The sequence below is a fragment of the Nonomuraea mangrovi genome, assembly GCF_042681425.1.
GTDB classification, from domain to species: Bacteria; Actinomycetota; Actinomycetes; order Streptosporangiales; family Streptosporangiaceae; genus Nonomuraea; species Nonomuraea mangrovi.
In genome coordinates this window covers 128,294-143,021 of the sequence record NZ_JBHUFV010000021.1, presented here as the reverse complement: position 1 = coordinate 143,021, position 14,728 = coordinate 128,294, and the positions used below count along the sequence as shown (strand labels likewise).

General features: G+C 68.1%; 13 protein-coding genes and 2 tRNA genes. 6 read left to right on the top strand and 9 right to left on the bottom strand.

The window, feature by feature from the left end; all coding sequences use genetic code 11:
• Positions 1 to 416: 416 nt before the first annotated feature.
• From ACFSKW_RS14150 to ACFSKW_RS14120, 7 genes are all read right to left on the bottom strand, one after another.
• Entirely contained in the window at positions 417 to 2,981 is a 2,565-nt protein-coding gene (locus ACFSKW_RS14150) for a valine--tRNA ligase (RefSeq protein ID WP_379572677.1), read from the bottom strand.
• 111 nt (positions 2,982 to 3,092) lie between these two features.
• Positions 3,093 to 4,376, bottom strand: a complete 1,284-nt coding sequence (gene clpX, locus ACFSKW_RS14145) for an ATP-dependent Clp protease ATP-binding subunit ClpX (protein ID WP_379572676.1) — start codon at positions 4,374 to 4,376, stop codon at positions 3,093 to 3,095.
• A 175-nt stretch (positions 4,377 to 4,551) separates the two neighbouring features.
• Complete coding sequence (locus tag ACFSKW_RS14140) at positions 4,552 to 5,175, bottom strand: ATP-dependent Clp protease proteolytic subunit (RefSeq protein ID WP_379572675.1); 624 nt, start codon at positions 5,173 to 5,175, stop codon at positions 4,552 to 4,554.
• 13 nt (positions 5,176 to 5,188) lie between these two features.
• Positions 5,189 to 5,821, bottom strand: coding sequence for a ClpP family protease (locus tag ACFSKW_RS14135; protein ID WP_379572681.1), 633 nt, complete (start codon positions 5,819 to 5,821; stop codon positions 5,189 to 5,191).
• A 112-nt stretch (positions 5,822 to 5,933) separates the two neighbouring features.
• Positions 5,934 to 7,472, bottom strand: a complete 1,539-nt coding sequence (locus tag ACFSKW_RS14130; RefSeq protein ID WP_379572674.1) for a Na+/H+ antiporter — start codon at positions 7,470 to 7,472, stop codon at positions 5,934 to 5,936.
• Between the two features lie 99 nt (positions 7,473 to 7,571).
• Entirely contained in the window at positions 7,572 to 8,936 is a 1,365-nt protein-coding gene (tig, locus tag ACFSKW_RS14125) for a trigger factor (protein WP_379572673.1), read from the bottom strand.
• A gap of 167 nt (positions 8,937 to 9,103) precedes the next feature.
• On the bottom strand, positions 9,104 to 9,970 hold the full coding sequence (locus ACFSKW_RS14120) for a helix-turn-helix domain-containing protein (RefSeq protein WP_379572672.1): 867 nt from the start codon (positions 9,968 to 9,970) through the stop codon (positions 9,104 to 9,106).
• Positions 9,971 to 10,197: 227 nt separating this feature from the next.
• Between ACFSKW_RS14120 and ACFSKW_RS14115 the strand changes: the two genes are divergently transcribed.
• Positions 10,198 to 10,665: an ATP-binding protein gene (locus tag ACFSKW_RS14115; protein ID WP_379572671.1), complete on the top strand. Its 468-nt coding sequence runs from the start codon at positions 10,198 to 10,200 to the stop codon at positions 10,663 to 10,665.
• 132 nt (positions 10,666 to 10,797) lie between these two features.
• On the top strand, positions 10,798 to 11,640 hold the full coding sequence (locus ACFSKW_RS14110) for a M48 family metalloprotease (RefSeq protein ID WP_379572670.1): 843 nt from the start codon (positions 10,798 to 10,800) through the stop codon (positions 11,638 to 11,640).
• A gap of 235 nt (positions 11,641 to 11,875) precedes the next feature.
• On the opposite strand, the gene ACFSKW_RS14105 is transcribed toward ACFSKW_RS14110, so the two are convergent.
• Positions 11,876 to 11,949, bottom strand: a tRNA-Pro gene (locus ACFSKW_RS14105).
• 89 nt (positions 11,950 to 12,038) lie between these two features.
• On the opposite strand from ACFSKW_RS14105, the gene ACFSKW_RS14100 reads away from it, so the two are divergent.
• From ACFSKW_RS14100 to ACFSKW_RS14090, 3 genes are all read left to right on the top strand, one after another.
• Positions 12,039 to 12,109, top strand: a tRNA-Gly gene (locus tag ACFSKW_RS14100).
• A 226-nt stretch (positions 12,110 to 12,335) separates the two neighbouring features.
• Positions 12,336 to 12,944 (top strand): NADPH-dependent F420 reductase, encoded by a 609-nt coding sequence (locus tag ACFSKW_RS14095; protein WP_379572669.1) that lies wholly within the window; start codon positions 12,336 to 12,338, stop codon positions 12,942 to 12,944.
• Positions 12,945 to 13,580 carry a nucleoside/nucleotide kinase family protein gene (locus tag ACFSKW_RS14090; RefSeq protein ID WP_379572668.1) on the top strand — a complete coding sequence of 212 codons (636 nt, stop codon included), beginning with the start codon at positions 12,945 to 12,947 and terminating at the stop codon, positions 13,578 to 13,580. It abuts the gene before it with no gap.
• Here ACFSKW_RS14090 and ACFSKW_RS14085 read toward each other — a convergent pair.
• Positions 13,564 to 14,004: a MarR family winged helix-turn-helix transcriptional regulator gene (locus ACFSKW_RS14085; protein WP_379572667.1), complete on the bottom strand. Its 441-nt coding sequence runs from the start codon at positions 14,002 to 14,004 to the stop codon at positions 13,564 to 13,566. The genes ACFSKW_RS14090 and ACFSKW_RS14085 overlap by 17 nt on opposite strands.
• A 274-nt stretch (positions 14,005 to 14,278) precedes the next feature.
• Here ACFSKW_RS14085 and ACFSKW_RS14080 point away from each other — a divergent pair, with 274 nt between their 5' ends.
• Positions 14,279 to 14,695: a RidA family protein gene (locus ACFSKW_RS14080; protein WP_379572680.1), complete on the top strand. Its 417-nt coding sequence runs from the start codon at positions 14,279 to 14,281 to the stop codon at positions 14,693 to 14,695.
• Positions 14,696 to 14,728: the final 33 nt, after the last annotated feature.

Below are 14,728 nucleotides of genomic sequence, written 5' to 3'. Positions count from 1 at the left end.
AAGAAACGGACGCCTGACCGTCAACCACCCGGCCGCACTCGCTTCGTTATGTCTTAACTTTACCATTTCGTCCGATTTGATGTCAAACCGGTGAACCTGGCTACAATCTCGACCACCCCGTCTCCGGGGCAACCCTCTCAACTTACTCTAGCTTCCGGGCCTTGTCCAATCGCATGGACGCCGTCCGAAGATCAAGTGAGTTTTCAGAGAGGGTGGTGGGAGCCTAGCAGTCCCTGCGAGAGCTTCACATCCGAAGCGCCGCAGGCTACGTCGCCCCGCCTTGAAAAGAGTAGCAGCCACCCACGCGTGCGGCGTCCATCTTCGGTAACGAATAGGTCTTCCCCCGGTCCTTGTTGGCCAAACATGGCGAAGGGCCCGGAGTCGGAAACGACTCCGGGCCCTTCGCACACGGTCGGTCAGCCGGTCGGCAGCGCCGCCAGCTGGGCCTCCAGCCTGACGATGTCGGCCGCGGACGACTCCGCCCTCGCCCGCACCTTGGTCACCACGTCCTCCGGCGCCTTGGCCATGAACTGCTCGTTGCCCAGCTTCGCCGCCACCTGGGCGGCGTCCTTCCTGGCCACGGCCAGGTCCTTCTCCAGCCTCTTGCGCTCGGCCGCCACGTCGATGGCGCCGGCCGTGTCGATCTCCACGGTCACCCCGCCCACCACGAACGACGCCGTCGGCGAGAACGACTCTCCCGGCTCCTGCAGCTTGAGCAGCGATCTGATCGCCGTCTCGTGCGCGGCGACAGCCGTACCCGACAGGGAGAGCCTGGCCGCGACCTTCTGGCCCGGCTTGAGCCCCTGGTCGGAGCGGAAGCGGCGGACCTCGGTCACCAGCTCCTGCAGCGCGAGGATCTCGACCTCGGCGGACGGGTCGGCGTAGCGGGCATCTGCCACGGGCCACGAGGAGACCACCACGGACTCGCTCCCGGTGACCGCGCGCCAGAGTTCCTCCGTCACGAACGGCACCAGCGGGTGGAGCAGCCTGAGCAGCGCGTCGAGCACGTGCCCGAGCACGATCCGGGTCTGGTCGAGCCCCTGGGACAGCTGCACCTTGGCGAGCTCCAGGTACCAGTCGCACACCTCGTCCCACGCGAAGTGGTAGAGCAGGTCGGAGACCTTGGCGAACTCGAACTCCTCGAACGCCTCGTCGACCTGCTTGATCACGGTCTGCAGCCTGGACAGGATCCAGCGGTCGGCCGCCGTCAGCGAGGTGGGAAGCTCGCCGGTGGTCGCGCCGTTCATGAGCGCGAAGCGGGTGGCGTTCCAGATCTTGTTGCAGAAGTTGCGCGAGCCGGCCGCCCACTCCTCGCTGACGGCCACGTCGGAGCCGGGATTGGCGCCACGCAACAGCGTGAAGCGGGTGGCGTCGGCGCCGTAGCGGTCGATCCAGTCGAGCGGGTCGACCACGTTGCCGAACGACTTCGACATCTTCTTGCCGAACTGGTCGCGGACCATGCCGTGAAGGGCCACGGTCCTGAAGGGCGGCTGGCCGTCCATGGCGTACAGGCCCAGCATCATCATCCTGGCGACCCAGAAGAACAGGATGTCGTATCCCGTCACCAACACGGTCGTCGGGTAGAAGCGGGCCAGCTCGGGCGTCGGCGACGGCCAGCCCAGCGTCGAGAACGGCCACAGTCCCGAGGAGAACCACGTGTCGAGCACGTCGGGGTCCTGGAAGTAGCCGGCGGGCGGGTCCTCGTCGGGACCGACGCAGACGACCTCTCCGGCCGGGCCGTACCAGACGGGGATCCGGTGGCCCCACCACAGCTGCCGCGAGATGCACCAGTCGTGCATGTCGTCGACCCAGTCGAAGTAGCGCTTGGCCAGCTCCGGCGGGTGGATGCGGGTGCGCCCGTCGCGGACGGCGTCGCCCGCAGCCTTGGCCAGCGGCGAGACGTTGACGAACCACTGCAGCGACAGCCGCGGCTCGACCACGGTCTTGCACCGCGAACAGTGGCCGACGGCGTGCAGGTAGGGCCGCTTCTCGGCGACGATCAGGCCCTGCTGGCGCAGCGCCGCGACCACGGCGGGGCGGGCCTCGAACCTGTCGAGCCCGAGGAACGGGCCGTGCGCGGTGATCACGCCGCGCTCGTCCATGACGGTCAGCGACGGCAGGGAGTGCCGGCGGCCGATCTCGAAGTCGTTGGGGTCGTGGGCGGGCGTCACCTTGACGCAGCCGGTGCCGAAGGCCGGATCGACGTGCTCGTCGGCGACGACCGGGATCCTGCGCCCGGTCAGCGGCAGCTCCACCTCGGTACCGATGAGGTGGGCGTAGCGCTCGTCGGACGGGTGGACGGCCACGGCCGTGTCGCCGAGCATCGTCTCGGGCCGGGTGGTGGCGACCACGATCTCGTCGGAGTAGCGGATCGAGACGAGCTCGCCCTCGTCGTCGCTGTGCTCCACCTCGATGTCGGACAGCGCGGTCAGGCAGCGCGGGCACCAGTTGGTGATGCGCTCGGCGCGGTAGATCAGTCCGTCGTCGAAGAGGCGCTTGAAGATGGTCTGGACGGCCCGCGAGAGCCCCTCGTCCATGGTGAAGCGCTCGCGCGACCAGTCGACGCCGTCGCCGAGCCGCTTCATCTGGCCGAGGATCTTGCCGCCGGACTCTTCCTTCCACTGCCAGACGCGTTCGATGAACGCCTCGCGGCCCAGGTCGTGCCGGGACAGCCCCTCCTTGCCCAGCTCACGCTCGACGACGTTCTGCGTCGCGATGCCCGCGTGGTCCATGCCGGGCAGCCACAGCGTCTCCATGCCGCGCATGCGGGCGCGGCGGGTGAGCGCGTCCTGGATGGAGTGGTCGAGCGCGTGGCCGATGTGGAGCACACCCGTCACGTTGGGCGGCGGCAGCACGATCGAGTACGGCTCGCGCCCGCTGCCCGGGTCCGCGCCGAAGTAACCGCCTGCTACCCAGCGCTCGTAGCTCTGGGTCTCGACGTCGGCGGGCGTGTACTGGGTAGGCAGCTCTGGCGTTGTCACGCGGTCAAGTTTAGGGACCTCGGGCGACTTCCGGGGAATCGTCGCTCCCACCGGACACGGCGAGGCCCCCGGAGCGGACTCCGGGGGCCTCGCCGTGAGGGCCTTTTCGGGTCAGGCCGACTTCTCGCGCGGGGTGCGCTGCTGCTTGGCGGCCAGCTGGTCGCGCGGGACGAGCGTGGGGATCGCGTGCTCCAGCACGGACTCGCGGGTGATGACCACCCGGGCGACGTCCTGCCTGGACGGCACTTCGTACATGACCGACAGGAGCACCTCCTCCAGGATGGCGCGCAGGCCTCGGGCTCCCGTACCGCGCAGGATCGCCTGGTCGGCGATCGCCTCGAGCGCGTCGTCGGTGAACTCGAGCTCGACCCCGTCGATCTCGAACAGCTTGCGGTACTGCTTGACCAGGGCGTTGCGCGGCTCGGTGAGGATCTGGATGAGCGCCTCACGGTCGAGGTTGTGCACCGAGGTGATGACGGGCAGCCGGCCGACGAACTCGGGGATCATGCCGAACTTCAGCAGGTCCTCCGGCATCACGTCGCCGAAGATGTCGGCGGAGTCGATCTCTTCCTTCGACCGGATGATCGCGTTGAAGCCGATGCCCTTCTTGCCGACCCTCGACTCGATGATCTTCTCGAGCCCGGCGAACGCGCCGCCGCAGATGAACAGCACGTTGGTGGTGTCGATCTGGATGAACTCCTGGTGCGGGTGCTTGCGCCCGCCCTGCGGCGGCACCGAGGCCGTCGTGCCTTCCAGGATCTTCAGCAGCGCCTGCTGCACGCCCTCGCCCGAGACGTCGCGGGTGATCGAGGGGTTCTCGCTCTTGCGGGCTATCTTGTCGACCTCGTCGATGTAGATGATGCCCGTCTCGGCCTTCTTGACGTCGTAGTCGGCCGCCTGGATGAGCTTGAGCAGGATGTTCTCGACGTCCTCGCCGACGTAGCCGGCTTCGGTGAGCGCCGTGGCGTCCGCGATGGCGAACGGCACGTTGAGCATTTTGGCCAGCGTCTGCGCCAGCAGCGTCTTACCGGATCCCGTGGGACCGAGAAGCAGGATGTTGGACTTGGACAGCTCCAGGCCGTCGTCCCTGCCGCGGTCGCCCGACTGCACCCGCTTGTAGTGGTTGTACACCGCCACCGAGAGCGCCTTCTTGGCCTTGTCCTGGCCGATGACGTAGGCGTCGAGGAACTCGTAGATCTCTCTCGGCTTGGGAAGATTGTCCCACTTGAGCTCGGAGGACTCGGAGAGCTCCTCCTCGATGATCTCGTTGCAGAGATCGATGCACTCATCGCAGATGTAGACGCCGGGACCGGCGATGAGCTTCTTGACTTGCTTCTGGCTCTTCCCGCAGAAAGAGCACTTCAGCAGGTCTCCCCCGTCGCCGATGCGTGCCACCCCAGATACTCCTTTGCGTGGGACCGCCCTGCTCCCGCGATCCGTATCCTCCGGACCCGGTCCGAACCGCTCAGGTTTCGACGTTACCGTCTTCTGGGCCCTCAGTGAGCCCCCTGGCGGCGAGTCGCACCGGAACGTGCCCAATTGGGCACCGCTCCGGTGCGTCGCGTCTCGATCAGGAAGCGACGGCCTGAGCTCGCTTCTTCCTGGCCGGGATGATGTCGTCGATCAGACCATACGCCTTGGCCTCATCGGCGTTGAGAATTTTGTCGCGTTCGATGTCCTTACGAACTTCGGCCGCTGGCTTGCCCGAGTGCTTGGCAATGATCTCCTCAAGGAGGGATCGCATGCGCAGGATCTCCCGGGCCTGGATCTCGATGTCGCTTCCCTGGCCGCCGCCCTCGGTGGAGGGCTGGTGGATCAGGACCCTGGCGTTGGGCAGCGCGAACCGCTTGCCGGGCGTGCCGCCGGACAGCAGCACGGCCGCCGCGGAGGCGGCCTGGCCGAGGCAGACGGTCTGGATCTCCGGCCTGACGAACTGCATCGTGTCGTAGATCGCCGTCATGGCCGTGAAGGACCCGCCGGGCGAGTTGATGTAGATGCTGATGTCACGGTCGGGATCGAGCGACTCCAGCGTCAGCAACTGCGCCATGACGTCGTTGGCGGACGCGTCGTCGATCTGCACTCCGAGGAAGATGATGCGGTCCTCGAAGAGCTTGTTGTACGGGTTCATCTCCTTCACGCCGTAGGACGTGCGCTCGACGAAGGAGGGGAGAACGTAGCGGCTCTCGATGTTCACTTCTCAGCTCCCCCTAGGAAACGGTGCCCTGCGAGGACACCTGGCGCGCGCTGCGGACCACGTGGTCGATGAACCCGTAGTCCTTGGCCTCGTCGGCGGTGAACCAGCGGTCGCGGTCGGAGTCGGCCTCGATCTGGTCCAGCGGCTGGCCGGTGTGGAAGGCGATCCGCTCGGCCAGCGTCTTCTTCACGTAGAGCATCTGCTCGGCCTGGATGGCGATGTCGGCGGCGGTGCCGCCGATGCCGCCCGAAGGCTGGTGCATCATGATGCGGGCGTGCGGCAACGCGTAACGCTTGCCAGAGGCGCCGGCGCAGAGCAGGAACTGCCCCATGGAAGCCGCCAGGCCCATCGCAACCGTGGCCACGTCGTTCGGCACGTATTCCATCATGTCGTAAATCGCCATGCCTGCGGTCACGGACCCGCCAGGCGAGTTGATGTACAGGTAAATGTCGCGGTCGGGATCGTCGGCCGCGAGCAGCAGCAACTCGGCGCAGATGCGGTTGGCGATCTCGTCGTTGACGTCCGTGCCGAGCACGATGATGCGCTCGCGCAGCAGGCGCTGGTAGAGCTGGTCCTCAAGCCGGAAGGACGAGCCGTTCTCACGGCCTCGCGACTCGGGCTGATAGAAGGTCGGCGGGCTGGTCACAGCGTCACCTTCCGATGCGTCGTAATCGATGGGCTTTGCTTGTGACCTTAACGCGCACGGCCCACAGGTCATGCCCGGTCCACGGACTGTTCGCTGACGGCGCAGGTCGGCGTCAGTGGCCTCCGGAGGCGCGCCTGCGGTCCTCCAAGTCCAGTTCGTGCAGGAGTTTGCGCTGCGTGCGCGCGCCGATCCGGCCCTTGCGGTAGAGCTGGCCGAGTTTGTCCCTCTGCGCCTTGACCAGCTCCTTCCTGAGCTTGCCCATCTCGGGGCGCTCGTCCTCCTCGTCGAGGATCGAGCGGACCCTGTCCAGGCGCAGTTCGAACAGCTGGCGGTAGACGTCGGCCGTGCGGTCGTCGACACGGTCGTCGGCGGCCATCTCGTCGATGCGAGCCAGCGCGGCCTCCAGCATCGCGGCCCTGCCGGCCGCCTCCTCCTTGACCTCCGCCTCGCTCTCCCCGAGGCCCAGCCTGCGCAGCAGCGGCGCGAGCGTCGTGGCCTGTCCCACGAGCGTCGCCAGCACGACGCAGGTGGCCAGGAACAGCAGCAGGGGCCTGTTCTCCACACCGAGCGGGATGGACAGGGCGATCGCCAGCGTGATGGCGCCGCGCATGCCCGCCCAGCCCATCACGACGCGCTGCCGTACGTCGATGGTCTCGAAGCGCCTGAAGCGCAGCAGCGGCACGACCACGATGGTCCAGAGCATCCGCAGGAGCACTGTGACCGCGATGACCAGCAGGACGGTACCGGCCACATGCGGCCACGACTGCCCGCGCATGGCGGCGAACACGTCGGTGATCTCCAGGCCCAGCAGCACGAACAGCGTCGACTCCAGCAGGAAGACCAGAACCTCCCAGAAGACCTGTCCCGCCAGCCTGGAGGCGGGCTGCAGGACGCCCTGGCCCTTGATGCCCAGCCGGAAGCCGACCACGATCGTGGCGAGTACGCCGGAGAGGCCGAGCTGCACGGCGGGGATGTAGGCGACGAACGGCGTGACCAGGGACAGCACGATCTGCGCGCCCGGCTCCCTGACCAGCGGCCTGAGCCTGCCGATCACCCAGGCGACCGCCATGCCGTACAGGATGCCGCCGGCGACGACCTTGGCCAGTTCGACCGCCGTGTCGGCGGCGGTGACCTCGTGGGCCAGCGCCGCCAGCGCGAGCCCGAACATGGTCAGCGCGACGCCGTCGTTGACCAGGCTCTCGCCTTCCAGGATCGTGACCAGCCTGCGTGGCGCGCCGACCCGCTTCATGACGGTGGTCGCGGCGACGGGGTCGGTGGGCGCGACCGCCGCGCCGAGCGCCAGCGCCGCCGCCCACGTGAGATCGGGTACGGCCCAGCCCACCGCGAACGCGACGCCGAGCGCGGTCGCGCAGGTCAACGTGAAGGCCATGATGGCGATGGGACCCGCGTCCGCGCGTGTCTCGCGCGGCGCCGTGAGGAAGGCGGCGTGGTAGACCAGCGGCGGCAGGAACAGGTTGAGCACGATCTCCGGGTCGACGCGCACGTTCTCCACGCCCGGCAGCAGGCTCATCAACAGCCCGAGCGCGACCAGCAGGATCGGCTCGGGCACCGGGACCCTGCCGGCCATGACCCGGCCCACGACGAGGGCCACGGCGACCGCCAGCCCGAGGAAGAACAGCTCGCCACCCATGACCCTCCCGTCGACCGTCTCGCGAGTGCCTGCCCCGAAAACGGCGAAACCCCCGTCCCGCGCGAGCGGAAACGGGGGTTTCGTGAGACGAGAGAGAGCTTACTCCTCGTTCTCGGAAGCCTCTTCGGTGGCCTCTTCGCCGTTGATCTCGGTGTAGATGGCCTTGAGGTCGACCTCGTTGCCGGCCTCGTCGACGACCTTGGCGGCGTCGCCGACGACCGTCTTGGCCTTGTCCCGGACGATCTCGACCATGGCCAGCGTGAGCTGGTCGTTGTCGGCGAGGTGCTGGGCCAGCGTGTTCGGAGCGACGCCCATCTGCATGGCGCGGCGGACCACGAAGTTGGTCAGCTCCTGCTCGTTGACGCCCAGCTCCTCGGCCTTGACGATCTTGTCGAGGACGAAGCCGGTCTTGATGGCCTTGACGGAGCTGGTCTCGAACTCGGCGAGGCGCTCGTCTTCCGTCGTCTGGTAGAGGCGGAAGTAGGCGTCGCGGCTCAGGCCGCTCTCGGCGATCTGGTGGTCGAGGTTGTGCTTGCGGGCGTCGACCTCGGCCTTGAGGGCGCTGTCGGGGATCGGGATGTCGATCTGCTCCAGCAGGGCGTCGAGGGCCAGCTCGCGGGACTGGACGACCTGGTCGACCAGCTTGTTGCGGCGGGCCTGCTCGCGGACGCTGTCCTTGAGCTCCTCGAGCGTGTCGAACTCGCTGGCCAGCTGGGCGAACTCGTCGTCGAGCTCGGGAAGGACCTTCTCCTTGACCGACTTGACGTTGATGATCACGTCGGCCTCCTCGCCGGCGTTCTCACCACCGACGAGCTCGGTGCGGAAGGTCTTCTCCTCGCCGGCGGACATGCCCTCGAGGGCGTCGTCCAGGCCCTGCAGGACCGAGCCCGCGCCGACCTCGTAGGAGACCTCGTTGGCCTGCTGCTCCTCGAGGTTGACGCCGTCGATCTCGGCGCGCAGGTCCATGACGACGAAGTCGTTCTTGGCGGCCGGGCGCTCGACGCCGGTCAGCGTGGCGAAGCGCTGGCGCAGCGCGTCGAGCTGGGCGTTGACGTCCTCGTCGCTGACCTCGGCGGTCGGGACGGTCACCTCGATGCCGGCGTAGTCGGGCACCTCGAAGTTGGGCCTGACGTCGACCTCGGCGGTGAACTCGATCTGCTCACCGTCTTCGATCTTGGTGACCTCGATGTCGGGCTGGCTGACCGGGAACAGGTCGACCTCGTCGACGGCCTGGCCGTACAGCTTCGGCACCGCGTCGTTGAGGGTCTCCTCGAGCACCACCGCGCGGCCGAAGCGCTGCTCGATGATGCGGGCCGGAACCTTGCCGGGGCGGAAGCCGGGGACGCGCACCTGCTCCGCGACCTTCTTGTACGCCGCCTGCATGCTCGGGCCAAGCTCGTCGAACGGCACTTCGACGGTGAGCTTCACCCGAGTCGGGCTGAGCTCCTCGACAGCGGTCTTCACGGGGTGGTCTCCTTGATCAAGCTTTGAGTGTTCGCGGGCGCGTACAGATCTCTGCGGCTCACGCGCCGCGCCCACATGATCGGTGTTGGGCATGCTCGCACCGGCGAATGTCCAACGCCGCACGCCAGTCTAGGGCAGAAGCGCACCCAAGCACGACGAACAGACGGTCAGATCTCGTCCTTGATCTTGTTCAGGAGGTCCACGGTCTCGTCAGGAGTGGTGCTGACCGCGCACAGGCGCTCCATGACCTCGGTGTAGCGGTCGACGTCCTCGCGCTTGTCGAGATAGAGGGCGCTGGCGAGTTGCTCGACGTAGACGACGTCGGGCAGGTCGTGGTCGGGAAAGCGCAGGATGCTGAACGCGCCGCCCTCCGCGCTGTGTCCGCCGAAGTCGAACGGCATGACCTGGATGGTGATGGTGGGCTGGCGCATCAGGTCGATCAGGTGCTCCAGCTGGGCCTTCATCACCTCGGCGCCGCCGATGGGGCGGCGCAGCGCGGCCTCGTCGATCACCGCCCAGAGGATTGGGCCGCCGGGGCGCTCGAGCACGCGCTGGCGTTCGAGGCGCAGGTCGACCCTGCGAGCGATCTCGTCGCCGCTGACGCCCGCGGAACCGGCGGTGATGACCGCCTTGGCGTACTCCTTGGTCTGCAGCAGACCGGGGACGAACTGGACCTCGTAGGTCCTGATGCGGGCCGCGGCCTCCTCGAGGCCGACATAGGCCTGGAACCACGAGGGCAGCAGGTCGTTGAAGCGGTGCCACCAGCCCGGCTCGTTGGCCGTGGTCACCAGGTCGAGGACGGCCTTGCGGGCGCCTTCTTCCGCCACGCCGTACAAGGTGAGTAGATCCGCGACGTCGCGCTCCTTGAACCCGACGCGGCCCAGCTCCATACGGCTGATCTTGGATTCGGAGCCCCTGATGAGGTGTCCCGCCTCTTCCCGCGTCACGCCGCGCGACTCCCGCAGCCGGCGAAGCTGGGAGCCCAGGAGGATGCGCAGAGCCGTTGGCCCCGAGCCCGGCGGGTTCTGCGTCACAATGCCTCCTCTTCGGTCCGCACACAGTGTCACTAGTTACAGGCCCCATGACAAGGTCTCAGCCTTGTGTCCGCAATGCCAGTAACCACGCGGCGATTGCACATTGCAGCTGCACGTGCATTTGGGTCTTGCAGCGCCGCTTGTAGTGACCCATGATGGTCGAGTGCATATAGGTGGCAATCACCGACATATGCACTAATTTCAGGATTAGTGGAGGTATTGGCGGGATGGTGGAGGACCCTCTGGCCACTGCCACCTGCCTGCAGATCACCCGCGAGGTCGGCTTTGACCGCCTTCTGCGTGCCGAGCAGCCGGGCACCACCGCATGCCCCCTCCCCTTCAGGGCCGACTCGGTCCGCACGGCCAGGGACGTGACGCGCTCGACCCTCGACGACTGGGGCCTTTCCGAACTCGGCGACGACGCCGCGCTCGTGGTCTCCGAGCTGGTCACCAACGCCGTCAGGTACGCCAGAGGCAACCGCCACATCACGCTCCTGCTGATGCGCGCCGCCCCCCACGTGCTGCTGGCCGTCGCCGATCCCAGCGACGAGGTGCCCACGCCGAAAGAGCCCGACTTCATCTCCGAGAACGGGCGCGGCCTCTACATCGTCGAGACCTACAGCGAATGCTGGGGCTGGGACTGCCTCGACGGCGGCGGCAAAGCGGTGTGGGCGCTCTTCCACACCGGTTCCTGATTTCGTATCCTTTTCGCAACGAAGGGGAGTACCTCTCAACAGCCTGGTCGTCATCACGGCGATCCGCCCGGCCAGGCGGCCCTTGAGGCGAGGAAGACCTTCCGGTCCTGAATGGAGACTGGAGGTCGCCCCATGCGCATGCTCGTGCCGATGGCCCTGCTCGCCACCGTCTACGGCGCCGTTCTCGCGGGCCTCGTGCTCGCCGGCGTCCCCCTCTACGCCGTGGCCGGCATCGCGGGCGCCGTCCTGCTGGTGCAGTGGCTGTCGACCGAACGCGTGGCCAGGCGGATCACCGGGGCCCGGTTCGTCAGTGCCGAGCAGGAGCCCGAACTGCACGCCGTCCTCGATCGGCTGTGCGCGCTGACGGGGCAGGACAAGCCGCGGCTGGCGCTCAGCCCCTCACCCGCTCCCAACGCGTACACGGTCGGCAGGTCGCGGCGCGGCGCGACCATCATCGTCACCCGCGGGCTCCGCGAGCGGCTGACGCCCGACGAGCTCGCCGCCGTGCTCGCGCACGAGATGGCCCACATCCAGCACCGCGACGTGGCCGTCATGACGCTGGCGAGCTCGTTCGCCATCTTCATGGCGTGGATCGCCAAGACCACAGGACGGACGGCGCTGGAGGCCCCCGGGCTGTTCTTCGAGGAGTTCCCCTTCGGCCTGCTGATCGGGCTGAGCGTGCTGCTGGGCGCGGGCGCGTTGGGGCTGGCGAGCTTCGTGGCGCACCTGCCGCTGCGGGCGCTCAGCAGGGCGCGCGAGCTGGCCGCCGACCGAGCCGCCGCCGACCTGCTCGGACAGCCGGGGCTGCTGGCCTCGGCGCTGCTCAAGATCCACGAGGCGGACGGGATCCCGCTGACGGATCTGCGGCGAGGGGTGCCCGCGCTGGGGCTGGTCGCCTGCCGTACGCGCAAGGGCTCACTGATGGCGACCCACCCGCACGTGCACGTCAGGGTCGAGCGGCTGCTGGCCCGGTGACGCAGGGGCGCGCCGCAGCTCGAACACCCAGATCTACCCGACAGTGGAGCAGGTGACAGGGACACCGCCCCGCACCTTCCGCCAGTGGGCTCTCGCCCATCGCGCGGCTTTCGCCGGAGACGGCGGCACGGCCTGGTTCCGATCACTGAGTTGGATGACGGCTTCAGTCATGATGCGAAGACACCCAGAAGGCCACTCCCGATCGTGTGGAGTGGCCTTCTCGCAGGTACAGAAGTCGGGGCGACAGGATTTGAACCTGCGACTTCCTGCTCCCAAAGCAGGCGCGCTACCAAGCTGCGCCACGCCCCGCGACGTCGGTTACGCATGCGCTCCGGGACTCCGGTACGCTTACGCCCTGACGACCGGATGAAGTCTAGACCAGACTTCGACCGGCTCGCGCGGACGTAGCTCAATGGTAGAGCCCTAGTCTTCCAAACTAGCTACGCGGGTTCGATTCCCGTCGTCCGCTCAGAGAGGCGAAAGGCCAGGTCACCCGCATGGGAGACCTGGCCTTTCGCGATCTTCAGGAATTCTTTTCGATCTCCCGTGCCCGACGCGTCCCCGACGCGCTTTTCATTCCCTTTGCGAGTGCGAGGCGGACATCACCCTGGGGATCCGGTGTGGGCCGCGCTGCGTGCCGAGCGGGGAGGATCCAGGCCGGAATAGCGTGGCGGCGCGGGGGCGTTGCCGCGTCCATGGTTATCGGACTGATCGGCAGCGGTTTCATCGGCGGCACGCTGGCCAGGCTGGCTGTGGACGCGGGCCACGAGGTGGTCCTCAGCAACTCACGCGGCCCCGAGACCCTCGCCGGTCTCGTCGAGGAGCTGGGGCCGAGGGCGAGAGCGGGTACGGCGGAGGAGGCGGCGCGGGCGGGCGACGTGGTCGTGGTGACGATCCCGTTCGGGCGCTACCGCGAGGTGCCGCAGGTCGACTCGATCGTGATCGACACCAACAACTACTACGCCGCCAGAGACGGCCATGTCGCCGAGCTGGACTCCGGCGAGACGACGAGCAGCGAACTGCTGGCCGCGCATCTGAAGGGCGCCAGGGTGGTGAAGGCGTTCAACACCATCTACTACCGCGACCTGGCCACGCAGGGCCTGCCGAAGGGCGCGCAGGGCAGGCGGGCGCTGCCGATCGCGGGCGACGACGAGGAGGCCAAGCGGGTGGTGGCCGAGCTGACGGACGCGTTCGGGTTCGATGTGGTGGACGCGGGGCCGCTGGCCGAGGGCCGCAGGTTCGAGCCGGACACGGCGCCCTACAACAGGCGCCACACCGAGGCCGAGCTGCGGCGGGCCCTGTAGGTGCGGCCGATCTCGCCCGCGCTGCTCGTCGAGGAGCTGGCCGAGCTGGTCGCGGCGCGTCCGCGGGACGCGTGGGTGCGGGTGCTGGTCGACGGCGCGCCGGCCGCGCGGCCTGATCTGCTGGCCGACGAGCTGGTCGAGCCGCTGCGGGTGCGTGGCAGGGCGGCGCGCCGGGTGTCGGCCGGCGACTTCCTCAGGGCGGCTTCGCTGCGCCTGGAGTACGGCAGGACCGACCCTGACGCCTTCTACGACGACTGGCTGGACGAGGAGGGGCTGCGCAGGGAGGTGCTGGAGCCGCTGTCGCCGGGCGGTTCCGGCAGGTTCGTGCCTTCCCTGTGGAACAGCGAGACCGACAGGGCGACGCGCGCGCCGTACGAGACGCTCCCTGAGGGCGGGGTGCTGCTGCTGGACGGCACGTTGCTGCTGGGGCGCGGCCTGCCGGCCGAGCTGAGCGTTCACCTGTGGCTGTCGAAGGCGGCCCTGGTACGGCGCTGCGACCCGGCGCAGGCCTGGCGGCTGCCCGCCTACGAGCGCTACGAGCGCGAGGTGGCGCCCGCACGGTCGGCCGACGTGGTGGTCAAGGCCGACGACCCGCGCCACCCGGCGCTGGCCGGACCTCTCACCGGTCTCCGATGATCTCTTCGCGAGACAGCTCCGACAGCATCCGCACGGCGCGCAGGAAGGCATCGCGATCAGCCGAGGGCAACCCTGCCAGCAGGCGGTCTTCGTTGGAGTGGATGTCGGCCTGCACCGCCCGGCGGACTCTCCTGCCTTCCTCGGTGATCTCGAGCAGTCTCGCGCGACGATCGCCGGGGTCCGGCACGCGGGAGATCAGTCCCGCCTCCTGGAGCCGGTCCAGCGTGGTGATGATGCGCGTCTTGTCGGCCCCGATCGACTCCGCCAGGGCGGCCTGGGTGCGCACCGCGCTGCCGTCCAGCGCGCTGAGCACGGAGTAGCCCCACATGGAGATCCCGTGCTCGGCCAGCACGGGCAGTTCCGCGGCGATGAGCGAGCGCACCAAGGGCTGCAGCATCGCAGCGAGGTCGTGACGGTCTGACACGTGCTCCAAGATACCCATTGACAGACGATAAGCGTATGTAGATTATATGTCGACGCCTACGAACGACGAAGGCTCCGACCTCTTCGGCTATGTGGCGCGTTCCTGGGATGCGGCGAAGGCGGACGTGGCCTGGGCCCTGGACATCGGGGCCGGCCGGAGTGGCCTTCGTGCCGCGGGTCAGGTGATCGGGCGGATCGCGTCCGGACGAGATCGCCGCGATCCTCGGCCGCTCTCCGAGCCGGCCGGAACAGCATTTCTCTGTGAGAGGCATTCAATGACGGCAAGTGTTCGATTGATCCGTGTCGACCGGCTCGGGCCGACCGTCGACTACGCCTACGCCGCGGTGGTCGACGCACCTGTGCGGTCCGTCTGGGTCGCGGGGGCCTGTCCTCTTGATCTCGACGGTGAGACCGTCGCGATCGGGGACTACGCGGGCCAGACCCATCAGGTGATGCGCAATCTCGTGACCGCGCTGGAAGGGGCGGGCGCCTCGCTGACCGATGTCGTCAAGACGACGGTGTACGTGGCCTCGTCCCGGCAGGACGACCTGGTCCAGGCGTGGGAGGTGTACCGGGAGTACATGGGTGAGCACGACGTGCCCAGCACCCTGCTCGGGGTGAGCGTGCTCGGCTACAACCATCAGCTGGTCGAGGTCGAAGCCGTTGCCGTGATCGCCGGTGCGGCCGGCTGATGGCGGTCGCCCAGAGGATGCGGCATCGCGAAG